The 23,259-nt window shown below is 61.5% G+C and carries 17 protein-coding genes; 7 read left to right on the forward strand and 10 right to left on the reverse strand.

What is annotated here, in order from left to right; translation table 11 throughout:
• Nucleotides 1-12: 12 nt before the first annotated feature.
• The 4 genes from TabM4_RS19185 to TabM4_RS19200 all read right to left on the reverse strand — a co-directional run bounded on the left by TabM4_RS19185 (nt 13) and on the right by TabM4_RS19200 (nt 5,857).
• Entirely contained in the window at nt 13-1,179 is a 1,167-nt protein-coding gene (locus TabM4_RS19185; protein WP_434616203.1) for an efflux RND transporter periplasmic adaptor subunit, read from the reverse strand.
• 3 nt (nt 1,180-1,182) lie between these two features.
• Entirely contained in the window at nt 1,183-1,803 is a 621-nt protein-coding gene (locus TabM4_RS19190) for a TetR/AcrR family transcriptional regulator (RefSeq protein WP_434616206.1), read from the reverse strand.
• 1,362 nt (nt 1,804-3,165) lie between these two features.
• Nucleotides 3,166-3,801 carry a transglutaminase-like cysteine peptidase gene (locus TabM4_RS19195; protein WP_434616208.1) on the reverse strand — a complete coding sequence of 212 codons (636 nt, stop codon included), beginning with the start codon at nt 3,799-3,801 and terminating at the stop codon, nt 3,166-3,168.
• Between the two features lie 154 nt (nt 3,802-3,955).
• On the reverse strand, nt 3,956-5,857 hold the full coding sequence (locus TabM4_RS19200) for a heavy metal translocating P-type ATPase (protein WP_434616211.1): 1,902 nt from the start codon (nt 5,855-5,857) through the stop codon (nt 3,956-3,958).
• Between the two features lie 192 nt (nt 5,858-6,049).
• Here TabM4_RS19200 and TabM4_RS19205 point away from each other — a divergent pair, with 192 nt between their 5' ends.
• The 3 genes from TabM4_RS19205 to TabM4_RS19215 all read left to right on the forward strand — a co-directional run bounded on the left by TabM4_RS19205 (nt 6,050) and on the right by TabM4_RS19215 (nt 12,277).
• Nucleotides 6,050-9,658 (forward strand): PAS domain S-box protein, encoded by a 3,609-nt coding sequence (locus TabM4_RS19205; protein WP_434616214.1) that lies wholly within the window; start codon nt 6,050-6,052, stop codon nt 9,656-9,658.
• A 146-nt stretch (nt 9,659-9,804) separates the two neighbouring features.
• On the forward strand, nt 9,805-10,200 hold the full coding sequence (locus tag TabM4_RS19210) for a response regulator (RefSeq protein WP_434616217.1): 396 nt from the start codon (nt 9,805-9,807) through the stop codon (nt 10,198-10,200).
• Nucleotides 10,201-10,234: 34 nt separating this feature from the next.
• Nucleotides 10,235-12,277, forward strand: a complete 2,043-nt coding sequence (locus tag TabM4_RS19215; protein ID WP_434616220.1) for an ATP-binding protein — start codon at nt 10,235-10,237, stop codon at nt 12,275-12,277.
• A gap of 4 nt (nt 12,278-12,281) precedes the next feature.
• Here TabM4_RS19215 and TabM4_RS19220 read toward each other — a convergent pair whose 3' ends face one another.
• Both TabM4_RS19220 and TabM4_RS19225 read right to left on the reverse strand, forming a co-directional pair.
• Nucleotides 12,282-12,614 (reverse strand): Hpt domain-containing protein, encoded by a 333-nt coding sequence (locus tag TabM4_RS19220; protein WP_434616223.1) that lies wholly within the window; start codon nt 12,612-12,614, stop codon nt 12,282-12,284.
• Entirely contained in the window at nt 12,611-13,564 is a 954-nt protein-coding gene (locus tag TabM4_RS19225) for a response regulator (protein WP_434616226.1), read from the reverse strand. Before TabM4_RS19225 ends, TabM4_RS19220 begins: the two co-directional genes overlap by 4 nt.
• 368 nt (nt 13,565-13,932) lie before the next feature.
• Between TabM4_RS19225 and TabM4_RS19230 the strand changes: the two genes are divergently transcribed.
• Complete coding sequence (locus tag TabM4_RS19230; protein WP_434616229.1) at nt 13,933-14,517, forward strand: TRAP transporter small permease subunit; 585 nt, start codon at nt 13,933-13,935, stop codon at nt 14,515-14,517.
• On the forward strand, nt 14,514-16,346 hold the full coding sequence (locus TabM4_RS19235) for a TRAP transporter large permease (protein ID WP_434616232.1): 1,833 nt from the start codon (nt 14,514-14,516) through the stop codon (nt 16,344-16,346). The genes TabM4_RS19230 and TabM4_RS19235 overlap by 4 nt, the downstream gene beginning before the upstream one ends.
• A gap of 63 nt (nt 16,347-16,409) precedes the next feature.
• On the opposite strand, the gene TabM4_RS19240 is transcribed toward TabM4_RS19235, so the two are convergent.
• The 4 genes from TabM4_RS19240 to TabM4_RS19255 all read right to left on the reverse strand — a co-directional run bounded on the left by TabM4_RS19240 (nt 16,410) and on the right by TabM4_RS19255 (nt 21,050).
• On the reverse strand, nt 16,410-17,507 hold the full coding sequence (locus tag TabM4_RS19240) for a TRAP transporter substrate-binding protein (RefSeq protein WP_434616235.1): 1,098 nt from the start codon (nt 17,505-17,507) through the stop codon (nt 16,410-16,412).
• A gap of 178 nt (nt 17,508-17,685) precedes the next feature.
• Nucleotides 17,686-19,170: a heme biosynthesis protein HemY gene (locus TabM4_RS19245; RefSeq protein WP_434616238.1), complete on the reverse strand. Its 1,485-nt coding sequence runs from the start codon at nt 19,168-19,170 to the stop codon at nt 17,686-17,688.
• Between the two features lie 12 nt (nt 19,171-19,182).
• Nucleotides 19,183-20,349 (reverse strand): COG4223 family protein, encoded by a 1,167-nt coding sequence (locus tag TabM4_RS19250; RefSeq protein ID WP_434616241.1) that lies wholly within the window; start codon nt 20,347-20,349, stop codon nt 19,183-19,185.
• A 68-nt stretch (nt 20,350-20,417) separates the two neighbouring features.
• Nucleotides 20,418-21,050: a uroporphyrinogen-III synthase gene (locus TabM4_RS19255; protein WP_434616244.1), complete on the reverse strand. Its 633-nt coding sequence runs from the start codon at nt 21,048-21,050 to the stop codon at nt 20,418-20,420.
• Nucleotides 21,051-21,191: 141 nt separating this feature from the next.
• Between TabM4_RS19255 and tsaD the strand changes: the two genes are divergently transcribed.
• Together tsaD and TabM4_RS19265 are read left to right on the forward strand one after the other, a co-directional pair.
• Complete coding sequence (tsaD, locus tag TabM4_RS19260; protein ID WP_434616247.1) at nt 21,192-22,286, forward strand: tRNA (adenosine(37)-N6)-threonylcarbamoyltransferase complex transferase subunit TsaD; 1,095 nt, start codon at nt 21,192-21,194, stop codon at nt 22,284-22,286.
• The gene (locus TabM4_RS19265) at nt 22,283-23,257 is read left to right on the forward strand and encodes an NAD(P)H-dependent glycerol-3-phosphate dehydrogenase (protein WP_434616250.1); all 975 of its coding nucleotides are present in this window, start codon (nt 22,283-22,285) and stop codon (nt 23,255-23,257) included. Before tsaD ends, TabM4_RS19265 begins: the two co-directional genes overlap by 4 nt.
• Nucleotides 23,258-23,259: the final 2 nt, after the last annotated feature.

Below are 23,259 nucleotides of genomic sequence, written 5' to 3' on the forward strand. Positions count from 1 at the left end.
CTTACTCCGAAATCAATTCGTCGCCGCAGGAACAGGGTTGATCCTGTCGCCGTCGCGCACGAAAGCCCCTGCCTTCGTCACCACTGTGTCACCCGGCGTCAGACCTTCGAGGACCTCGACCCAGCCGCCATCGCGGATGCCGGTCTTGACCAGAACGCGCGAAACCGCTCCGTCCACGACCTTCATCACCGTGCTGCCCCCGACCGAAGATCCGACCGCCGTGACCGGAACCGCAACGGTCTCCCGTTCCGCGACAAGGATCTCTGCATCCATGAACATGCCCGCCCGCACGTTGTCCGGCGTGTCGATGGTGATCCGCGCGCGCCCGAGGCGGGTCGCGGTATCGATGGTCGGCTCCACCAGCCGAACCGAACCCGCCAAGGGCTCCGGCGAACCGACCGCAACCATCCTGACCGGCTGCCCCGAAGCCACACGGATCAGATCGATCTCGGCCACATCGGCAGACAGTTCCAGCGCGCCATCGCGGATCAACGTGAACATCGGCTGCCCCGCGGCCGAGGCGACGGCCCCGACGACAGCATTCCTGTGCGTGATCTCACCCCCGACCGGGGCCTTAACGTCCGTTCGCGAAAGCTGCAGGTCAACATTGGCGAGTTGGGCCTCGACAAGCGCCACCTGCGCCTTCGCCGCCTCCAGCGACTGCTTGGCCACGGTCACCCGTGCTGCCGAAGCAATCGCATTCGCGCTGGCCTGATCGGCCGCCGCTTGCGAAGCGGTGCCCTGTTGTTGCAGCGCAGCCGTCCGTTCGTTCACGCGCTGCGCCTCATCGGCGGCCGCCTGCGATTCCAAAAGCTGCGCTTCGGCCTGTGCAATCGTGGCGCGGGCCGAAGCCAGCGATGCCGTATACTGGCTTTTCTGCAATTCCAGCGTCGTCTTCGACAGCGTCGCAAGAACCTGCCCCGCAACGACCCTGTCACCGACATCCGCCAAAAGCGTTTCGATCGGCTGTCCTTCGATCAAGGGCGCGACTTGCACCTCCTCGACCGGATTGACGAGGCCCGACACGATCACGCGGTCCCGCAAAAGGCGGTTTTCAACCACCGAAACGGTGATCGCCGGAAGCGAGGGCGCCTCGGCTGCGGGCGCAGCCTCCTCCTCGGCAAAGACGGGCGCCGAAAGGGCGGTCAGGGTGGCAAGGGCAAGCAGGACACTACGCATGGGTCAACCTTTCGGTCCGTCGGATTCGATTTCGTCAAGAACGCGGTTCACTGTACGGATCAGAAGCTCCGTCAGATGACCCTGCTCTTCGGGGGTATGGGAACGATGCATCGCGCTTGCCTTGATCATCATGACAAGCAGGATGGCATGCGGGGCGAATTTCACGCGGGCTTCTTCCGCCGAGATGCCGCAGACCCGCGCGAAGACGATGGTCAGATAGCGCGTGACCTCGGTTTCCATCTGCCGCTTGATTTCGGCCAGTTCGGGCTTGCGCAGGGCGGCAGCCGTCATCTCTGCCCAAAGCTGCCCGTCGCCGCCGCACTGATCCAGCTCGATCCGCTGCCTCAGAGCGGCGCGAAGGGTGATCATCGGCTCGGGGCTGTTGATGATCTGGCTGAACTCCTGTTCGACCTCGGCAAGGTCGCGGGTCACCAGCGCCGCAACGATGGCGGCCTTGGAGGGGAAGTAACGGTAGAAGTTCCCGACGCTCATGCCACAGGCACGCGCAAGATCCTGCATGGAGGCGCCGTCGAAACCCTTCTCTGCAAAGGCAAGGCGCACGCCTTCGAGGATCTCGACGGCGCGATGTTCGGCTTGTGGAGGAGTGCGGTCTGGCTGATTCACGGGATTCGGCATGAGAATGAACGTTCATTCACACAAGTAGAAACACTGTCTCGCACGTCAAGCCCCATTTTCAACGCGCGCGACCCCGCTCTACGGACCGTTACATGAAGCTTTGGCAGAAGTTGGGCACATCAACAGCTGCTCATCGGAATCCAAAGACTGCACCGCAGCGAAGACCCCCAAAAGCGACCGCACCGCTTCAAAAGTGGCAAACAAGCCACATTCGTTCCAAAAGTGGTCGGAAACTTGGCAAGAACTGGGTGTGATGCGACGGATTGGGAGCTTCTCACCGTTCACCACAGCATTTAGCTGCCTTTGATCGTGGCAATTGCGATGATTCGAAGCCCAAGCCACGTGGCAACACTTTCAACCTGAGGATAATTTTCAACCATTGCGTGTTTACCGACGCTTTTGGGAACCATTGGTTACCGATCTTGTCCAAGCTTTGTCTGTAGCGGGGCGGAAAGACGGCCATAATTTGACCTTCCCGTGCCGAATGAGTTAACGAAAGTTAATGCCTGTCCATCCGAAGGGATGGTGGCTCATTCAGGAGTTCGGTCATGAACACGCGCAAATTTCGGCAGGTTCCGGCAAAGACCATTTTTGGCGCGATCGGCGCCGCATCCGTCCTTATGGGAACACTGTTCATTCTTCCGCCCTCGGCGGATGCTCAGGTCCGTACCATCCGCCTGCCCGAGGACATGTGCGATGTCCTGCGCGAGCGACCCTTGAACGAACGGATATTGAACGACATCCGTCAGAGACCGGATTTTGTGCGTATCCTTGAATACGTCGAACAGACCTGCAGCGACGTTTCGGGCCTGCTGATCGGCCCGACCGGGACGATCCCGACACCTGCAGCAGCACAAGGCGGCGGTGCAGGCTTTACAGAAGGTGGTACCGGCACGGAGACGGGCACGGGTACGGAGACGGGTGCGGGCACGGGGACTGGAACGGGCACGGGCACGGGCACGGGGACTGGAACGGGCACGGGCACGGGCACGGGGACTGGAACGGGCACGGGGACTGGAACGGGTACGGGGACTGGAACGGGAACGGGGACTGGAACGGGAACGGGGACTGGAACGGGCACGGGGACTGGAACGGGCACGGGGACTGGAACGGGTACGGGTACGGGGACTGGAACGGGAACGGGAACGGGGACTGGAACGGGCACGGGGACTGGAACAGGAACAGGAACGGGAACGGGCACCGGTAGTGCCGGAAGCTTCGGCGGCGGTACCGGCAACGATGCGAGTTTCGGTTCTTTTTGATTGAGGCACCTTAATCCTTTGTAGGATTGGGCCAATTTTCTAAAGCAAGAAAGCCCGCACCAATGTGCGGGCTTTCCTTTTGCCGCGATTAGCTGCCGGCGAAGATGCCCCCGGCCAGGACGGACCCCCATCGATGGGGTTGCCTTGGGTCCTGCATTCGAAGGAAGGTGTATCCCGTTTTCTGCCAGGAAACGATCCGGTTGGTCAGGTTGTCGAGGATCAGGTCCCCATTTTCCGTGCGGACAACCAGAACCGCGTGGGATTGCCGGTTACGATCCAGAACAGCCGCAATCAGCAATTGCTCTGGCGCGAAACCAGCCCTGATCAGTTCCTGCTTCTTGTAGATCGCATAATCCTCGCAATCGCCGCCGCGCTTGGTCGGCAGCGCCCAACGTTCGGCTATGCGGTACTGGTCCATGTCGCTGATCGGACGGATCGAGCGGTTGGCGCGATTGTTGATCGCACGAATGACCTCCAACTCGGCTTCGCCGATCTGAATGGTGCGACCCGCCTTGGCGCAGGCCCAGTCATAGGTGCTGCACAGATGGGACGCACCGTCCGGCGGCGCGGACTCGCCCTTTATCGGCACGAATGCGGCATTCGGGCGGCGCGCGTCGATCGCCAAAGAGGGCGTCGCCATGGCAAAACCCATCAGCAGGGCCAGCGCGGCCATGCCCAATCGGCGGGCAGACCTATCCTTACGTCTTTGTTCAAGCAGCAGCATGGAGCTCCCCCGAGTTCCGGCAGACAGATGCAAGGGGCAGCTAACGTGTGCTAAGGGGCGGCGATGCGGCGGAACATGGGCATTTTTGGACAAAACACCACCTTAGGCCAAGTAACCCCGACCTTCGGATGCTTCGGTCGCGGGGCAGTTTGGCCTATCGTTGGCGATCGGCGCGGATCGGGTCGAAAAGAAGGCGAAGGCCGTTCAACACCACCAGAAGCGTGCCCCCTTCGTGCCCAAGAACTGCCAGAGGCAGCGGAAGTTCGAAGAATGCACCGCCAATCACTAGGACGATCATCGCGCCCAAGGCGAAGGTAAGGTTCTGGCGGATGATCCGTGCCGTCCTGCGCGCAAGCCTCTGCGCCTCGGCAAGCCTTTCCATGTTGTCCGACAGGAGGGCCACCTCGGCCGCCTGCAAGGCGACCTCGCTTCCAGCGACGCCCATGGCGATTCCCACATCTGCGCGCGCAAGCGCCGCGGCGTCGTTTACGCCATCACCGACGAATGCAACCCGCCCTTCCTTGGCCAGTGAATCCACCAGATCGACCTTGTCTCCCGGCAGAAGGTCGGCATGGATATCATCCGCAGAGAAGCCAAGCTTTGCCCCAACCGCAAGTGCCACGGCACGGCGATCCCCTGTCATCATCACCAACCGACGGTTCCCCACGGCACGCAAAGCCTGCAAGCCAAGACGCGAGGTTTCCCGCGGAGTGTCGGCAACGGTAAGGACGCCCTCCAACCTTGCACCCCGACCGACATAGACGACCGTTTCTGCCCCATCCCGGACGTCTTCGATCCTGTGATCCCCGCCATCGGCCCCCATGCGCGAAACCATCCGGAGATTTCCGGCCCAGACGGTCTCGCCCGCCACCTGCCCGATGATCCCCTCGCTCGGGCTGGTCACGACGGCCGTGACCTCGGTCGCGTGAACACCTTTCGCTTCCGCCGCACGCCGGATGGCTTCGGCAATGTGGTGTTCCGAATGCGCCTCAAGCCCTGCGGCGAGGGATAGAAGCGCAGTCTCGTTTGCCCCAAGGGAAATCAAACGCGAAAGCTCCGCCTTTCCGGTGGTCAGCGTACCGGTCTTGTCGAAGGCGAAGGCCCTGACATCTGCCAAAGTCTCCAGCGCGGCACCGCCCTTGAACAGCACTCCACCCCGCGCGGCGGCCGAGAGGGCGGAAAGGATTGCGGCAGGAACCGAGATCACCACCGCGCAAGGGCTTGCGGCGACAAGGACGGTCGCGGCTCGATACAGCGCCTCATCGATCTGAAGCCCGATCCTTATGAAGAAAAGGAACAGAAGCACTGAACCGACCAGAACAGCCACAGTGTATCGCTGGCCAAACCATTCCGAGAAGCGCTCGGAAGGTGCCTTCATCGCCTGCGCTTCAGTCACCAAGGCGATCATCCGGGCAACGGTCGACTCGGCAAGCGACTTCTCGACCCTAAGGGCAAGAACGGCATTCAGATTGACCGTCGCCTCACTGAGCCGTGCGCCCGGCGATTTGCGGATGGGAAGCGATTCACCCGTAATGGAGGATTCGTCCAGATCACCCTCACCTTCCGTGAGCGTACCATCGACTGGCACCCGCGCACCGGGGCGCAGGATGACGATGTCGCCGGGTCGCAACACGGAAACATCGATCTCTTCGACTGTCCCGTCGCTTCGCCGGATCACCGCTGTCTCCGGCCTGAGGGCCATCAGAGCCTCGACCGCACGCCGCGCCTTTCCCATAGCGCGGTGCTCCAACGTGGAGGACACGGAGAAGAGCGTCAGAAGGACAGCCCCCTCCAGCGCTGCGCCGACTGCTGCCGCCGCAAGCGCCGCAACGACCATCAGAAGGTCGATGTCCAGTATGCGTTTCGTCCAAAGTTCCCTGATGGCAGAAACGGCAGCAGGCAGACCACCGGCCAGATAGACAGTCAGCAAAGTGGCGGGTCCGGCTGGATGCGGGAATGGGAAGAGGAAGTGGTCGATCAAGGCGCCAAGCATGCCAAGCACAGTCAGTCCAGTCAGGATTGACCCGAGCCGCTCAGAGGTAGATTCATTCTCCATGGTGGCACAATACGCAGTCAAAGGATGGCAGCAAGGTTGCCAGATTGGCGCAGTTTGCCGGTCACGCAACCTCTGGGATATTGTGATTTGAGTTTTGTTAATTAATAAGGACCGGGGGGTTTTGGTGCCGGGACGGATTCTCGGCCGCGCTGCGGGAGGTTCCGGGTGCCGGAAGAGATGACTGTCGTTCGCATGCTGAACGCGCTTGTGCGAACGCCCCTTGCGGACCTCGACACAGCTGTAACCGAAATGATCGGAAAGCTGGCGGGTCTTGCCAATGCTGGTTGGGGATCGCTCTTTCGTCTCGATGGGGATCGTCTGGTTTCCACGCACAAGTACTACGCAGCCGGTGCCGCTCCGCTCGGGTGCCCACCGGAATACATGATCGGCAAAGGTCGGGCTGTCCTTGAGGCCAGACAGCACATCCTTGTACCCGATGTGCGCGGCCTCCCCGAAGGATCACCCTTGCATGCGCTTGAACCCGCGAGGGCCCTTCTTGCACTGCCGATCCACGAGGGTGACGCCCTGGCTGGCGTACTCGCTTTCGCTTTCGCCGATCCGACACCCGAAATCGAACCGGATTGCCTTGATTTCCTGAGAGCCGCCGCCGAGGTGATCGAAACAGTACTTGCGCGACGAGAGGCTGAAATCCTGCATCGCGATACTGCGAGGCGTCTGGCGGCCACGCTGGCCGCGCTGCCGGACCTTCTTTTCGAGGTGACACCGGACGGGTGTTTTGCAGAATTCACCGCTGGACCAAGCCAATTGATGGTGGCCCCGCCCGGCACGCTGCGTGGCAAGCACTTTGCCACTCTCCTTCCTCCGGATGTGTGCCGGACGCTCCAGTCTGCGTTGGACAAGACGCTCTCGGACGGCCGGGTGGAAGGCGTTCGCTACAGGCTTGACCTGGAGTCCGGGCCCCACTGGTTCGAACTCAGCGGTGCCGCAAAGCCCGCCGAGTCGCCGGAGCAGAAACCGAACGCGATCTTCCTAGTTCGGGACGTGACCGCCGACATGCGCATGCGAGACGAACTCGTGCAGCTGGGCAAGATCGTGGAGACGATGTCCAATCTGGTCTGCATCACGGATCTTGAGGAAAATATCGTCTGGTGCAACGCGGCCTTCGAACGTCAGACAGGTTGGAAACTGGAAGAGATCCGCGGCAAGTACCTTGCCGACGTGGTTCGTGTTCCCGGCGAGGACAAGGGCAATTCGGCCTCGGTCGCCTCGGCGATCCAGCGGCGGGAGCCTTACTCCGGACAGACCATCAATCAGGATCGTCACGGCAACCGCTACTGGATCGATTTCAACGTCCTGCCGCTACATGACGCCGCCGGGGAACTGGCTGGTTTCGTGACGATCGAGACGGTCGTGACGAAACTGAAGGTGCAGGAGGCAGCGCTTGCCCAACTCGCCAAAAGTGCGAACGAAGCGCGCGAACGGCTTGAGAATGCCGTGCGTGCATTGCCGGATGGCGTCATCATCCTTGATGACGAGAACAGGCTGGTGGTGGCCAACAAGGCCTATCACGACATGTTCCCCGAACTCTCACCCTACGCCCAGCCCGGCGCGACCCTGGCTTCAATCCTGAAGAAAGGGGTCGAATTGGGCGTCTTTGGCGATGGCGGGGATCCGGATGTCTGGGTTCGGCGCCGCCTGCAGATCTATCAGGATTCATCCGACCTGGACGAAGTGCAACTACCCGACGGGCGATGGCTGCGACGCATCCACACCCGCACTTCGGACGGTGGCATCGTCGCCATCGCGATTGACGTCACGGCGCGCCGCAACCAGATTCTGGCGCTCGACAGCGCAAACAGGGAACTCAGCGCGGCACTTGACGAACGCGACCGCGCGGAGCGGCGCCTTCGTGGCATCATGGAAGGGGCGAATGTCGGCACCTGGGAATGGGACATCGCAAATGACACCCTTCTCGTTGGCGGCAGATGGGCCGAGATGCTTGGCCGTGATAGTGCCGAGTCAGGCCTTTTTGCCCTGTCGGAATTCCTAGATCTGGTCCATCCCGAGGATCTTTCCCGCCTGCCGAGTGCCGATCAGCATTTCGATGACATCGGCGACGGGTTCTCGGAGGTGGAATTCCGGATGCGCCATGACGCAGGCCACTGGATCTGGGTCCTGTCGCGTTCCCGCGTAACTGAATGGGGACAGGACGGACAGGCGCGAATCATGGCGGGCGTCCACCTCGACCTGTCTGAGCGCAAGCGTCTAGAACGGCAGCTGCAGGCCGGGCGTGCCTATCTTTCCGAGGTGATGGATACGTCCATCGCCGCGCTCACGGTGATGAATGAGCGTGGCGAGATCACCTATGCCAATCAGGAAGCCGAGCGCATCCTCAAACTGGAACGCTCTGCGTTAAGGGGTCGGGCCTACAATGACCCAGTGTGGCGGCTGGAAGCCGTCGATGGCGGGCCGCTGCCGGATGATCAACTTCCTTTCCATCAGGCAATCAAGAATGGCGGGATCGTCCGGAACATACGCTTTGCGCTCCACCTTGCAGACGGATCGCGCCACGTCCTTTCGGCAAATGCGGTTCCGCTGAACTCAGGCGATGGCGAAACCCATGTCGTCGTATCCTTCTCCGACATCACCGAGGAACTCGCCTCCACGGCCCGCCTGGAAGAGGCGCGCGCGAAGGCAGAGGAGATGAGTCGCGCGAAGTCCATCTTCCTTGCGAACATGAGCCATGAGATCCGTACGCCCCTGAACGGCGTATTGGGTATGGCGGAAATCCTGCAGGGATTGGTCTCTACACCCGAAAAGCAACGCATGGTCGGCACCATCAGGCAGTCTGGCGAGACGTTGCTGACGGTGCTGAACTCGATACTCGACATGTCCAAGATCGAGGCGGGCAAAATGGAACTTGAAACGGTTCCCATCGTACTGTCCGAGATCCTTGGTCAAGTGGAAGCGCTGCATCGCGTGAAGGCCGAGGAAAAGGGGCTGGATCTACAGGTGCTGACCAGTGCGGGCTCTGACGTAGCGCGCATGGGTGACCCGCACAGGTTGATTCAGATCCTGAACAACCTTCTGAGCAATGCGATCAAGTTCACGGAACATGGTCATGTCCGGCTGAAACTGTCCTGCCGTCCGGGAAAACCAGTCACGATCGACATCAGCGATACGGGCGTAGGCATGACCGAGGCACAGCTTTCGCGGGTCTTCGAAAGTTTCGAACAGGCCGATGGCTCCATGACGCGCCGTTTCGGCGGTACCGGCTTGGGTCTTTCCATCGTCCGCCAACTCATCCTTCTGATGGGCGGGATGATCACCATGCAAAGCCGCCCCGGCGAAGGAACGGATGTCCGCGTCGTCATACCCCTGCCCGAGGCAGCCCCCGGCTCCGTGCCCGTGGCAGAGGCCGAAACCGTTCTGGACACCGGAATCCTTGCCGGAAAACGGCTTCTCGTGGCTGATGATAACCTTACGAATCGCCTTGTCTTGTCAGAGATGCTTGCCCAGACGGGTGTAACGGTGACCATGGTTGAAAACGGACAGGAAGCCGTTTCAACATGGCTCAAAGCGTTGGAGGAAGAGCAACCATTCGACCTGCTGCTGCTAGACATCACGATGCCGGTCCTTGATGGTCTGGGCGCGCTGTCGATGATCCGGGCCAAGGAAATCGAGATGCGTCGTCCGGCGGTCGCTGCCGTGGCCGTCACGGCGAACGCAATGCCCAATCAGGTTGCCGACTACATCATGGGCGGTTTTGACACCCATCTCGCAAAGCCTTTCAAAAGGCGGGAACTCCTGCATGCCTTGACGACATTGTTGCGCGGCTGAGGAAGCCGAATGTGAAACAACGCTTGAAATCGGGGCCGTTTCGGCTTCTGCTTTAAGAAATGTTTGTGTCCGTTTTTTCACCACATTATCGCCCATGAGTTGTGGTGAGTGATACGAGGCGAGAAATCGCAGATCAGGGTGTTTGTATGAACGCAGCGGCACATCAGCAGAAGTTCAGGGTCCTCCTTGCCGAGGATGATGAAGTAAATCAGCAGATCGTCATGGCGTTTCTGTCCGGATCCTCGCATATTGAACTTACCATCGTAGGCGACGGGCGCAGCGCACTCGAAGCTGCCTTGGGGTCGAAATACGATCTGATGCTCTTCGACCACAACATGCCGCACATCACCGGTGACCGGGTCATCAGATATCTGCGCTCCGGCAATTCCAGCAACGCCAGTACGCCCGTCGTGCGCTTTACCGCCGATGCCGACAGGGTCGACATCCGATCGACGGGCGGCCTGATCGATGCCGTTTTGCCAAAGCCGCTCACGGCTGAAACGTTCCTTTCTACGATTGAGGCGATCCTTCAGCGTGGATGAAACGAACGATTCGTCCGAAAGGTAAGGGTGGCGGATGCAGCAGGACAGGAAAAAGGACTTCCGTGATGACGGCCAGCCGGATTCCGTCGTCGTCACGCCGGAAGCCATTCTTCTGGCTGAGCGTCGGTTGGGCGATGTTATCGACGGCGCGCAGGTCGGAACCTGGACTTGGGACTTCGATTCAGTCGGGCAGGTCGTGAATGACGTCTGGGCCAACATGCTTGGGTACGATCTGCAGGAACTCCCTCATATCACTTATGAAACCTGGAGCCGCCTGATCCATCCGGATGACAAGGAATGGGTCGAAGCCGAACTGCGCCGCTGCACCACCGGCGAGGATGAGGCCTACGAGGCCGAGTATCGGATGAGGCACCGTCAGGGGCACTGGATCTGGGTTCTGGACAGGGCGCGCGTCGTTCGTCGCAAGGTGGATGGGTCACCGAAAGTCATGGCGGGTATCCAGATAGAGATATCCGAACTCAAGTCTCGCGAAGCCGCCTTGATGCGGGCAAAGGCCGAACTCGAGAATGCCCTTGCCCAACGCGCCAATGCCGAGCAGCGCTTTTCCGATATCGCGGCTGTCACCGACGGTTGGCTTTGGGAACAGGATAACGAACTCCGTTTCACCTACCTTTCCGGGTCGGAACATGTCGAACAGCTTGGCCTGACCGCGAACAGCATTCTGGGCAAGACAAGGGAAGAGTGGCTGGACTCGCATCCCGAAGTTCGCGCCAGCGCGGAATGGGAGGTAGTCCTCTCCGCTCAAAGGGAACATCGACCGTTCCGTAATTTCGTCTACCGCGCGCCTTATGCGCCCGATGGTGTGGAACGCTGGTTCCGCATATCCGGTCAGCCAGTCTTTGATCACAACGCGGTCTTCCTAGGGTATCGGGGCGTCGGCTCTGACGTGACAGAGCTTTACTTGGCGAAGGCCAGGGCGGAAGAGGCGAGCCGTACCAAGTCGATGTTCCTTGCCAACATGAGCCATGAGATCAGGACGCCGATGAACGGTGTTCTGGGCATGGCCGAGGTCCTTGAAAGCACGCTGACGGATCCGGAACACAAGCGGATGATCGGCACGATCCGCAAGTCGGGCGAAAGCTTGCTGAACATTCTGAACGACATCCTCGACATGTCCAAGATCGAGGCGGGCAAGATGGAACTGGAGGATGTTCCCTTCAGCCCCGTCGATCTTGCAGAGCGCGTCGAAGACCTCCATCGTCTGAAGGCAGAAGAAAAGGGGCTGGATTTCGAGGTTCTGGTTTCCACCGGCGCCGAAGTTCGCCGGATGGGCGACCCTTTCCGCGTGCAACAGATTCTGCACAACCTTGTGTCCAACGCGATCAAGTTCACCGACCGTGGTGAGGTGACAGTGGAGGTTTCCGGCAGGCCGGGCAATCCTCTGGTGCTTGTTGTACGCGATACTGGCATCGGGATGTCGCCGCAGGAGGTAGAGATCCTGCACGAGGAGTTCCGTCAGGCGGACAGTTCGGTGACACGCCGGTTCGGCGGTACCGGTCTTGGCATGGCTATATGCCGGACTCTCGTCCATCGCATGGGAGGCGAGATAAGCGTCACCTCCAAAAAGGGACATGGGACGACAATCCGCGTCTCTCTTCCTCTGCCGATCTCGGCCGCGCCCCCAGAACCTGTCGCACCCCAGAGGCCGGAGAGGGCCGAAGGCAGCCTTGAAGGCTTGCGCATTCTTGCGGCCGACGACAACCTGACGAACCGATCGGTCCTTGAATTGATGCTCAAGCGCTGTGGGGCCGAGGTTACGACGGTGGACGACGGTGCCCAGGCCGTCGCGGCATGGGCGCCCGGAAAGTTCGATGTCGTATTGCTGGATATCGCCATGCCGGTCATGGATGGGAAGGCCGCGCTGGAGGCAATCCGCAAGATCGAAGCAGCGACCGGTTCAAACCGCGTGCCGATCATCGCGGTCACGGCAAACGCGATGTCGCATCAGGTTGTGGAGTATCTGATCTGGGGTTTCGACAGCTGCGTACCGAAGCCACTTACCATGAACGACATGACAAAGGCGATAAGATCACTTCTGCCCAACGGTTCCGACTGAACGATCAATCCTCGACCAAATCGGCAAGATAGGCCATGAAGGGGCGAAGCGCCGAAAGCACCTCTTCTCGCACCGCACCATCCGAGGCTAGCCGCTCAAGTCGATCCGCCTGCGCACCAAGGCCCGCATGCCCGAGCGAGGGTGCAGTGCCAGCAACGACATGCGCGATGTGGCGCACGTCCGCCAGCGCTTCAAGGACATGTTGCCCCTTTTCAAGCCGCATCCACGCCGTACTTAGAAGATCAAGCCGCTCTGCCGCCATCTGGCGGAACAGGCGCTCAGCCGGGGCGAAGGGATGGTCATCGCCCAGTCTCAGGCAGAGATCCGTCGATGTCATGCCACCAGTTGACCGTTCTTCGACCGCTTCTCGGGCGGGGTCGTGGCGGATTGGATCGCGCGCTCCAGAATACGGGTTGGCTTGGTCGGCGAAAGGAACGCGCTGCGCGCGGGTTCGCCCACGCGCACCTGCGGCACGGGCAGGCGGTCGGCGGCATAGATCGTCTCGAAATCCATCAGCCCGATGTTGATCAGGATCTCGAGGTCATCGGGCGACTGCCCCGGATCACGCTCCGTCATGCAGACGAAGGTCCCGCTTCCGGCATAGGCGATCATCACATCTTCGGTCTTCAGCGCATCCACGATCTGCGCACCGACATCCCCAAGCATCTGGACATAGGTCGCCCCTGACGCCTTGTTGAAGATAATGCCCGCATTTTTGATGTGGATGGCAAAGGCCGAGGTGGAATACATCCGCTTCACGCCCAGCGTCAGCAGATAGTTCTCCATGGCCAGAAACTCGATCCCCCGGTCGAAACCGGGGATCAGGATCGGCGTCTCGAATTCCGCCTTTATCTCGGCCGCTGCGGCCCGCTGCCCCACGAGCCGCGCGAATTCCGCCAACCTGCGGCGTTCTGCCAGCAGGCGGTCCACCATCCCGATCCGCGCCCGGAGTTCGATGATGTCCAAAGGCTTGGTGATGTAATCCGTCGCGCCCGCGGCAAAGGCATCGTCGACCGTGTTCTTGCCCGACATCGCCGTGATCATCAGAATCGGCGTCTGACGATAGGCCGTGCGTTGGCGGATCGCCGCAGTAACCGCAGCACCATCCATGTCCGGCATCTGCATGTCAGACAGGATGCAGTCGTACAGAACGCCCGAAAAATCCAGTTCGTGCAGGGCCTCTTCACCGGAAGGCATGGTCGTGACCTGCCCGTAGCCGATCATCTTCAGCATTCCGGCCAGCAGTTCGAGAAACACAGGATCGTCGTCGATCGCAAGGATTCTCATGTCACAAGTCCCATGGCTCTGGTCACACCCTGACGGCAAGAAGAACGACTGTTTCAGACTTTGGCACAGTCACTGATACCCTTCGAAGATGCTGCGCAATAACGGCAGAATTAGGACGTCTTAACGGTGATTAAAGGCGAAGCTCACGTTGAAAAATCAAGGAAAGCACGGAAGTTAGGCGATCGTGCGGAAAAGCGGCACCTGCTCCTGCCGGGTCCGATGATTATCTAGAACAGGGGGGCTGCGCGGGCATCACAACGCTACGTCCAGCAACAATCGCGACCTCTGACGTTGACGGGGAACCCCCTGCACCCCTACCTTTGCGCTTGCGAAAAAACGTCAAAAAACGACTTTCAGGGGGGAAAACGATGCGAGGTCTTCTGGGACTCTCGTCCCTAATCGATGCCGTGAACGGCGTCATAGGCCGACTTATGGGCTGGCTCATCCTCATTGCCGTTCTCGTCAGTGCCACGAACGCGGTCACACGCAAACTCTTCTCCATCTCGTCCAACGCATGGCTTGAGTTGCAGTGGTATCTCTTCGGCGCGGCCTTCATGCTGGCAGCGGCCTATACGCTGCGGCAGAACGAACATGTCCGGATCGACGTCCTCTATGGCCGTGTCAGCGACCGTACGCGTCAGTGGATCGATCTTCTGGGCCATCTCTTCTTCCTGATGCCCTTCTCGCTCCTCATGGTCTACTACCTCTATCCCTATGTGATGTCGTCCTATCGCAGCGGCGAGGTGTCCACGAACTCCGGCGGGCTGATCATCTGGCCAGCAAAGGCCGTCCTCCTCATCGGCTTCATCCTGCTCTCCCTTCAGGGCATCTCCGAAATCATCAAGAAGATCGCCATCATGCGCGGCCTGATCGAAGACCCGCATCCCTTCCACAACGCCAAGGAACAGGCCGAACTCGAAGCGCAGGCCCTGCTGGAAGAGGTGCGGAAATGATCGAATTCATCGCCATGAACCTTGCGCCGATCATGTTCGCAAGCCTCGTGATCTTCTTGATCCTTGGCTATCCGGTGGCATTTGCCCTTGCCGCGAACGGCCTTCTCTTCTTCTTCATCGGTGTCGAACTGGCACCCTTGTCCGGCGGGTCGATCACGCTGGATTGGCCCCTCCTCAACACCTTGCCCAACCGCATCTGGGGGGTGATGTCCAACGAAACCCTGCTGGCCATCCCCTTCTTCACCTTCATGGGGATCGTCCTCGAACGGTCAGGCATGGCCGAGGACCTGCTGGATACCATCGGCCAACTCTTCGGCCCTATCCGTGGCGGCGTCGCCTATGCCGTCATCCTCGTCGGCGCGCTTCTGGCCGCCACGACCGGGGTGGTCGCCGCTTCCGTCATCGCCATGGGCCTCATCTCGCTGCCCATCATGCTGCGCTACGGATATGATCGCCGGGTCGCTGCGGGCACCATCGCGGCAAGCGGCACTCTGGCGCAGATCGTTCCGCCCTCCCTCGTCCTCATCGTGCTGGCAGACCAGCTCGGCCGTTCCGTGGGCGACATGTATCACGGGGCGATCCTGCCCGCGCTCATCCTTGTGGGCCTCTACATGGCCTACATCTTCCTGCTGTCGATCTTCCGCCCCAACGCCGTCCCTGCCCTCCCGCCCGAGGTGCGGACCCTTGGCCGTGGCGTCACGTCGCTGATGGTCGCGGTCGCCGCCATCATGGCCATCGGCTATGGCGCGCATGTCTGGCTCTATCCCACGCAGGGCGCGAATGCCGATGTTCTGGGCGCGGTCGTCGGCGTGCTGGTCGTCTATGCCTATACGCTGGCCGACAAGATGCTGGGCATGAACACCATGTCCCGCCTCGCCCAGCAGGTGATCTTCGTGCTGATCCCGCCGCTGGCGCTCATCTTCCTCGTGCTGGGCACCATCTTCATCGGTCTGGCCACCCCGACCGAGGCCGGTGCCATGGGCGCTGTCGGTGCGCTCGTGCTTGCCTTCATGAAGCGGCGGCTGAAATTCGCGGTCATCACGCAGGCGCTTGCGGCAACGACCCGCCTCTCGGCCTTCGTCATGTTCATCCTGATCGGCGCGCGGGTCTTCTCGCTCACCTTCTATGGCGTCAACGGCCATGTCTGGGTGGAGCATCTCCTGACCTCCGTCCCCGGTGGAGAATACGGGTTCCTCTTCGTGGTGAACCTCGTCCTCTTCATCCTTGGCTTCTTCCTCGACTTTTTCGAACTGGTCTTCATCATCGTCCCGCTCATCGTGCCGGCCGCCGATGCCTTGGGGATCGATCTCATCTGGCTGGGGGTCATCCTTGCCATGAACATGCAGACCTCCTTCCTGACACCGCCCTTCGGCTTTGCCCTGTTCTACCTGCGGTCCGTCGCGCCCAAGTCGCGCTACAAGGATACCGTCACGGGCAAGCTGGAAGATCCGGTGCGGACGGATCAGATCTATGCAGGGTCCATCCCCTTCATCCTGATCCAGTTGATCATGGTGGTGGTGGTGATCGTCTTCCCGCAGCTTGTGCTGCACTACAAGGCACCCACCATCGACCCGTCGACCGTCACGATCGAAATGCCGGCTCTCCAACCCCTCGGCGGTGGTCTTGGCGGCGGCTTGGGCGGCGGTCTCGGCGCTCCGGCCGGTCTTCAGCCCCCGGCCGATGGCGCCACTCCGGCACCCGCGCCCGGCGGTCTGGGCGCTCCCCCGGCCCTGCAGCCGCAAGGTGGCCTCGGTCAGCCACCCGCCCTGCAACCGGGCGGTCTGGGGCAACCCCCGGCCGCCCTGCAGGCCCCGGCCAGCGGCGACTGAACGAAAAACCCCCGGTCCTGTGACCGGGGGTTTTCCTTTCGAACGATCCTCGGATCCTGCCGCTTACAGCTTTGCTGCGTTCTGCTGCAGCATCATGAACGTGTCATAGTTGTACTCGGCCACCTGAGCCCAAGTGTAGTTCTCCTTGCGGAACTCCTTGATGGACCCCCAGATCTTGGCGAAGGCAGGGTTGGTCGCCTCCATCTCCGCATAGACCTCGTTCGCAGCGTTGAAGCACGCCTCGAGGATCTCGGGCGAGAAGGGCCGCAGCTGCGCACCACCGGCGACCAGAGACTTGATCGCGGTCGGGTTCTTGTAGTCGTACATCTGCAGCATGTTCGCATCCGCCGCCTGTGCAGCCGTGCGCAGCAGCGACTGGTATTGCGGCGGCAGGGCATCGTACTGCGCCTTGTTGAACATGAAGTGGACGGTCGGACCACCTTCCCACCAGCCGGGATAGTAATAGAACGGCGCCACCTTGTTGAAGCCGAGCTTCTCGTCGTCATAGGGGCCGACCCATTCCGCCGCGTCGATCGTGCCCTTTTCCAGCGCCGGATAGATGTCGCCACCGGCGATCTGCTGCGGCACGACGCCCAGCTTCTCCAGCACCTTGCCCGCAAAGCCGCCAACCCGGAACTTCAGGCCCTGCAGATCGGCCACCGTGTTGATTTCCTTGCGGAACCAACCACCCATCTGCACGCCGGTATTGCCGCCGGGCAGGGCCACGATGTTATGCTGGGCGAGGAATTCGTTATACAGATCGATCCCGCCGCCGTGATAGTGCCACGCGTTGATCCCCCGCGCCGAAAGCGAGAACGGCACCGCCGCAGCAACCGCCCAGGTCGGATCCTTGCCCCAGTAATAGTAACCCACCGTATGGCAGGCCTCGATGTTGCCGGCCGTCACCTCATCGGCGGCCTGCAGACCAGGCACCAGTTCGCCGGCAGCAAAGACCTGAATCTGGAAATTGCCTTCCGAAGCCTCGGACACCATCCGCGACAGCACTTCCGCCCCGCCATAGATCGTATCCAGCGATTTCGGGAAAGACGACGTCAGGCGCCAGGTCACCTTGGGGGCAGTCTGGGCAATGGCCGGCGCGGCAAGCGCGGCTGCCCCGACACCGCCCACGGCGGCCTTGGTCAGGAATGAACGACGATCCATAGGTTTCCTCCCTTGTTTCATTCTGTGAACCATAGCTATGGCGAAATTTTATTTCTGCAACTTCCCGCCAAAGCAAGCGCTAAAGGCATCGCCTCCGCTCTTTTCCGGCTGTCAGTCAAATTCGTTAACCCTTGGTAAATCCTATCTTTTGGGCGTTTGCCGCAATGCTTGGCAAGGCCTAGCCACCACGCCTGACAATCGCCTCAAGGTCGATGACCTCGGGCTCTTCCGCGGCATCCGGCACCACCTTCGCCTCCCCCGCAGGCTCGGGCGCCGGGGCGGGTTTGGGCGGCGAAACGATCAGGGGAAGCACCTCCGCCCCCGTTGCCGAAGGCCCGCTCCGTTCGGGCGGCTCGCGCCATGACAGCGTATCGAAGCCGCCGCAATTGTCGCAGATCGGGTCCCATTTCGCATGCACGGCCTGACACTTGTCGCAACACCATTGCGGCCCCCGCGGCGCGGTAAGCGCCCGCGCCAGCCAGCCCCGGACGACCGCCTCATCCGCCCCTTCGCCACGCTCCACCGCTGCCATGATCGCCAGCGCCCGCTGTGTCGGATGCGTCTCGACGATATCCCCCAGCGCCCGCCGCGCCTCGGGAAAATCCTCGGCAGCGATGTTCAACTCGGCCATCAGCAGACGGGTTTCCTCGTGCTGGGGATGGTTCGCCACCAGCGTACGGAACCGCTTCAACCGCTGCGCGGGCGTCTCACCGGGTTCGATGTCCGCAAAAGCCGCCGCAAGGTCCGGGTGCGGCTTGGCATCCCATGCCTTCTTCAGAACGCGGGTCGCCCCCTTCCGGTCCCTCTTCTGCGCCAGCGCGCGCGCCGCCATGGCCGCCGCCGGAATCAGATCGGGCGACTGCCGGTTCGCCTCGATGGCCGCCTCGCGCGCCTCGATCGTCGCGCCCTCGTCCAGCACGCCCTGCGCCTGCTGCAGCGCCAGAACCGCATCGCGGCGGCGATAGACGTCGCGCGGCAGGCTCCCTGCCTTCAGCTTCGCGCTCAACGTGCCGCGCGCGCCTTTCCAATCCCGGCTTTCGGCCTGCAGCTTCAACAGGATATCCTGTGTCTCTTCATGCCGCGGCTTCAATTCCAGCGCCTTTATCGCCAGTTTTTGCGCCGTCTCCGTATCGCCCTCAGTCAGCTTCTGCTTCATCAGACCGCGGATCGCCACGAACCGCGTATTGTCGGAGGAAAGCAGTTCCTTGTAGGCCTCGGTAGCCCGCCGCGTATCCCCTGCGGCTTCAGCCGCTTGTGCGACCAGAAGCGTCGTCAGATGCGGATCGGCCAGATACTTCTCGGCCTTGATCGCCCGGTTCAAAGCCAGTCGCCCTTCACCGGCGGCCAAGGCGATGATCCCCTCAGACAGGGCCTGAAATCCCTTCTTCTCACGGTTGCGGTCGAAATATCGGCTGATCGCCGTTTCATCCCCGTTCAAGAAACGGAACACCGCCATGATCAATCCAACCAGCTTCATCAGAAGCCAGACCAGCACCACCATCACGAAAAAGGCGATCAACGCCTGCAGCGGCCCAAGAGTGAATTCGTAACCCGCCGCCGCGATGCGGATGCCACCCCCCGTATCCAGCAGGATGCCCGCGCCCAGCGTCAGCGCCGAAACGATCAGGATGAAGAGCAATACCTTCCCAAGGGCCCAGATCATCTGCGGCCCCCGTCAGTTCTGCGCCAAGGCGGCAACCGCTGCCTCGGCATCCGCGCGGGTCTGCGCCATGGCAAGCCAGTCTGCCAGCGCAGGTTTGCCCGCCTCTGGCATGGCTGACAGTTCGGTGATTGCCCTTGCTACATCGCCCGCCTGCAATGCTGCCTCGGCGCGCGACAAGACAGCATCGGGATCATTCCCCTCCCGCGGGGTCAAGGACCGCAGTCCTGTCTGGCTACGCAGAAAGTTTGAAACCCGATCGGTCCAACTTTCCCCCATGTTCGCGCGCAGGGCATCTTCCAGTGACTGGCGTGCTGTGTCCGGAAAAGCGTCGGAAAGATCAGCAATCGTGGGCAATCCGACAGCCGCGTTCTCGGCCAGAACCGCCGGAATCTCGGAACCAAGTTCCGTCAGCGCCGATGCGAACGGTGCGCCACTGTCCAATGCCGCCGCCAACCGTTCCGTTGCGGCGGCCCGTCGTGCCGCCACAGCGGTGGCCTCCGCTTCGCGCGCCAGGGCCGCTGCACGCTCTTCCGCTTCCTTCAACCGGGCCTCGGCTGCATCTACAGCCGCCACCACATCGGCAGGCACACCTCCCCCGGCACCCAGATTTGCAACCTGCTCCCGCAGCAACGCAACCTCTTCCGCCAAGGCAGGATCGCCACCACCCGATGCCGCGGGCCTTGCCTGCAATTCAGCCACCGCTGCCCGAAGCGTAGCGACCTCTCCCTCCGTCTCGACGGCCGAGGCAGGCGTTGGTGCTGCTTCCAGTGCGGCGAGGCGCGCCACGATCTCTTCCAAGTCAGGGCGAAAGGCCAATTCCTCTTCAAGCGCCGCAATCTTCGCACCTTGCTGCGCCATCATCTCTGCCAAGGAAGGGTCTTCGCCCAACGGCAACAGGTCAGGCATCACGCGCGCCAAGCCGAACCCGGCGCCCGCCGCAATCACGCCACCCAGCACCATACCCAGAAAAGCCATTCCGGCCCGCGACGAAGCGGGTGGTGCAGGCGGCGGAGGGGCAATCGGGGCCTCCGCCTTCACCTCGGTGGCTGTTGGTCGTTCTGTTGCCTCGACGCTTTCGACCATGGCCGGATCATCCGCCTTTGGATCAGTCGCCTCTACTACGGCCATCAGGTCCGCTTCCTCGGTCGTGCCGGGTTCCTCGGTCTTGCGTCTGGCCATGCTTTTTCCTTTCCCCCGATCATTCAGGACGGCGGCACCTCAACCCTAATCCCCCGAAGGATGCAGGTTCAAGAAGCGGCTTCCGAAATGACCGTCGCAATCGCATCCAGCATCGCGACCCCATCCGGACGATCCGCCGTGACGATCCTCTGCGCACCCAATCCGGCAGCCGCCTTGGCCGCTGCCCGACTTATCGCCACCACCCAGAGCGGTGCGGCGAATGGCCCTTGTTCGGCAAGAAGGGTGGCACTGCGCGGCGAAAAGACAGGTACGATTACCGGCCCACTTCCGCCAAGCAAGGCAACTGCGTCTCCGCTCAAGGGTTCTTCAATCTGTTCGTACACGATCACTGCCGCTGCCTGATGTCCCTTCGCGGACAGTCGCGGAGCAATGTCTCCCCGCGCCTCGTGCCCTCGGAGGTGCAGAAATGGCCCCTGCACATCCCCAGCCAGCACCATAGCGATAAGGGCTTCTGCATCGCCATGCGCCGAATCTGCGGCAAATCCTGCCGCGCGGGCTATCGCTGCCGTATGATCCCCCACACAGAGCGCCGCCTGCGGGATCGGCTTACCAGCGTTGCGCAGCCGGATCGCTGCCTCCACTCCCGTCTCGCTTGTAAGGATGAGGATGCGAAAATCACCCTCCGGCAAGACCGGCTCCAGAAACTCCAACCGCATGATCGGAGAGATGATCACCGACACATCGGCCCCGAACCGACGTTGCAGCCAATCGGCAAAGCGCGCCGACTGCGCCAAAGGACGGGTAAGCAGGACAGGCAGGGGTTGATGTTGCGAGGTCATGCCTGCGGTGTTACCCCGGCACGAACCCAGCGGGCAACGGATATGACACGGCTCATCTTCCTTGGCATCGAATCAAGCTGCGATGACAGCGCTGCCGCAGTCCTGCGTCAGGACGGAGATGGCCCTCCTGAAATCCTGTCCTCCGTGGTGGAAGGCCAGACAAAACTGCATGCTGCCTTCGGGGGTGTCGTGCCGGAAATCGCTGCCCGCGCCCATGCGGAACGGCTTGATGGCTGCGTTGAACAGGCGCTTGAACTGGCCGGGATATCGCTGGCCGAAGTGGATGGCATTGCCGTCACCTCCGGGCCGGGCCTGATCGGCGGCGTGCTGTCCGGTGTTATGCTGGCGAAGGGTCTGGCGGCGGGGTCGGGCAAGCCGCTGATCGGGGTCAATCACCTTGCAGGCCATGCCCTGACACCCCGCCTGACCGATGCCACACCCTTTCCCTATCTGATGCTCCTCGCATCAGGCGGGCACTGTCAGTTTCTCATAACCCATGCGGCAGATCGCTTCCAACGGCTCGGCGGCACCATCGATGATGCCCCGGGCGAAGCCTTCGATAAGACCGCCAAGCTTCTGGGTTTGCCCCAACCCGGAGGCCCCTCTGTCGAGGCAGAGGCAAGCTTGGGCGAGCCCGACCGCTTCCATTTTCCGCGCCCCCTTCTGGACAGGCCCGGGTGCGACTTGTCCTTCTCCGGCCTCAAGACGGCACTTCTTCGGGCGCGGGACGCACTCGTTGCACAGAAGGGCGGGATCACAGTGCAGGATCGCCGTGACCTTTGCGCGGGCTTTCAACAGGCGGTGGCCGATGTTCTGGCCGAGAAAACGCGCCGAGCGATCGCCCTCTACCTTGCTTTGGAACCCGCCGAACCCGTTCTTGCCGTCGCAGGTGGCGTGGCAGCCAATGGGAAAATTCGCGCCTTGTTAGAGACTGTTTGTGCAAAGTCAGGCATCACTTTCATTGCACCGCCCCTGCGTCTTTGCACCGACAATGCGGCGATGATCGCTTGGGCCGGGATCGAAAGGTTTCGCGCCGGCATCAACGATGCGGATGACCTTGTCGCACGCCCGCGGTGGCCTCTCGACGCCACAGCCTCACCGATGATCGGATCGGGCAAGAAGGGGGCAAAGGCATGACGTCAGGTTGCATCGGCATCGTTGGCGCAGGGGCATTCGGCACAGCCCTTGCCGTTTCGCTTGCACGCGAAGGAAAGAGCGTGACGCTGTGGTCACGGGATGCCGCTCAATGTGCCGCAATGCGCGCTACAGGCGTGAATAGCGCTCGCCTCCCCGGCGTCCCACTGCCAAAAAATGTCTCCATCACGGCGGGAATCGATGATCTTTGCGCCTGTGAAGCTGTTCTTCTCTCCGTTCCAATGCAGGCGCTGCGGGGCTTTCTCTCGGGCGAAGGACAGCACCTGAACGGCTTGCCGCTCGTCGCATGTTGCAAGGGAGTCGACCTGACAACGCTCAGCGGCCCCTCGCAGATCATTGCGACCTGCGCGCCCGCTTCTCCCCGCGCCATCCTCACCGGGCCAAGCTTTGCCACAGATATCGCAAATGGCCTACCGACCGCCCTCACGCTTGCCTGCACAGACGAGGTCCTGAGCATCAGTCTTCAGCATCTGCTCTCGACGACCAACCTTCGCCTATACCGCACCGACGACTTGATCGGTGCCGAACTCGGCGGGGCGCTCAAGAACGTCATCGCCATAGCGGCAGGGGTAACCATCGGAGCCGGACTGGGCGATTCCGCGCGCGCCGCCCTAATGACACGCGGTTATGCAGAGATGACGCGCCTCGCCATATCATTTGGCGCGCGGGCGGAAACCCTTTCTGGCCTCTCCGGTTTAGGCGACCTCGTCCTGACCTGCACTTCTGCGCAGTCCCGGAATTTCCGATACGGCCATGCGCTTGGCTCTGGCGAAGGCTTCGATCCATCAATCACCGTTGAAGGCGCTGCAACGGCAAAAGCAGTCTCTAGACTTGCTGAAACCCGCGGCTTGGATCTTCCCGTCACGCAGATGGTCGCAGCCCTGATCGAAGGGCGCCTCGATCTTCGTTCTGCCGTGCAAGCCCTCCTGTCCAGACCCTTGAAGAAGGAATAGCC

The sequence above is a fragment of the Tabrizicola sp. M-4 genome, from assembly GCF_051132405.1.
GTDB lineage: Bacteria > Pseudomonadota > Alphaproteobacteria > Rhodobacterales > Rhodobacteraceae > Paragemmobacter.

What these genes read in the sequence shown, in the direction of transcription:
- tsaD (WP_434616247.1), top strand. Translation starts at nt 21,192, where the DNA reads ATGACACGGCTCATCTTCCTTGGCATCGAATCAAGCTGCGATGACAGC.
- TabM4_RS19245 (WP_434616238.1), bottom strand. Translation starts at nt 19,170, where the DNA reads ATGATCTGGGCCCTTGGGAAGGTATTGCTCTTCATCCTGATCGTTTCG.
- TabM4_RS19210 (WP_434616217.1), top strand. Translation starts at nt 9,805, where the DNA reads ATGAACGCAGCGGCACATCAGCAGAAGTTCAGGGTCCTCCTTGCCGAG.
- TabM4_RS19195 (WP_434616208.1), bottom strand. Translation starts at nt 3,801, where the DNA reads ATGCTGCTGCTTGAACAAAGACGTAAGGATAGGTCTGCCCGCCGATTG.
- TabM4_RS19230 (WP_434616229.1), top strand. Translation starts at nt 13,933, where the DNA reads ATGCGAGGTCTTCTGGGACTCTCGTCCCTAATCGATGCCGTGAACGGC.
- TabM4_RS19205 (WP_434616214.1), top strand. Translation starts at nt 6,050, where the DNA reads ATGCTGAACGCGCTTGTGCGAACGCCCCTTGCGGACCTCGACACAGCT.
- TabM4_RS19265 (WP_434616250.1), top strand. Translation starts at nt 22,283, where the DNA reads ATGACGTCAGGTTGCATCGGCATCGTTGGCGCAGGGGCATTCGGCACA.
- TabM4_RS19250 (WP_434616241.1), bottom strand. Translation starts at nt 20,349, where the DNA reads ATGGCCAGACGCAAGACCGAGGAACCCGGCACGACCGAGGAAGCGGAC.
- TabM4_RS19185 (WP_434616203.1), bottom strand. Translation starts at nt 1,179, where the DNA reads ATGCGTAGTGTCCTGCTTGCCCTTGCCACCCTGACCGCCCTTTCGGCG.
- TabM4_RS19240 (WP_434616235.1), bottom strand. Translation starts at nt 17,507, where the DNA reads ATGGATCGTCGTTCATTCCTGACCAAGGCCGCCGTGGGCGGTGTCGGG.
- TabM4_RS19225 (WP_434616226.1), bottom strand. Translation starts at nt 13,564, where the DNA reads ATGAGAATCCTTGCGATCGACGACGATCCTGTGTTTCTCGAACTGCTG.
- TabM4_RS19200 (WP_434616211.1), bottom strand. Translation starts at nt 5,857, where the DNA reads ATGGAGAATGAATCTACCTCTGAGCGGCTCGGGTCAATCCTGACTGGA.
- TabM4_RS19215 (WP_434616220.1), top strand. Translation starts at nt 10,235, where the DNA reads ATGCAGCAGGACAGGAAAAAGGACTTCCGTGATGACGGCCAGCCGGAT.
- TabM4_RS19220 (WP_434616223.1), bottom strand. Translation starts at nt 12,614, where the DNA reads ATGACATCGACGGATCTCTGCCTGAGACTGGGCGATGACCATCCCTTC.
- TabM4_RS19235 (WP_434616232.1), top strand. Translation starts at nt 14,514, where the DNA reads ATGATCGAATTCATCGCCATGAACCTTGCGCCGATCATGTTCGCAAGC.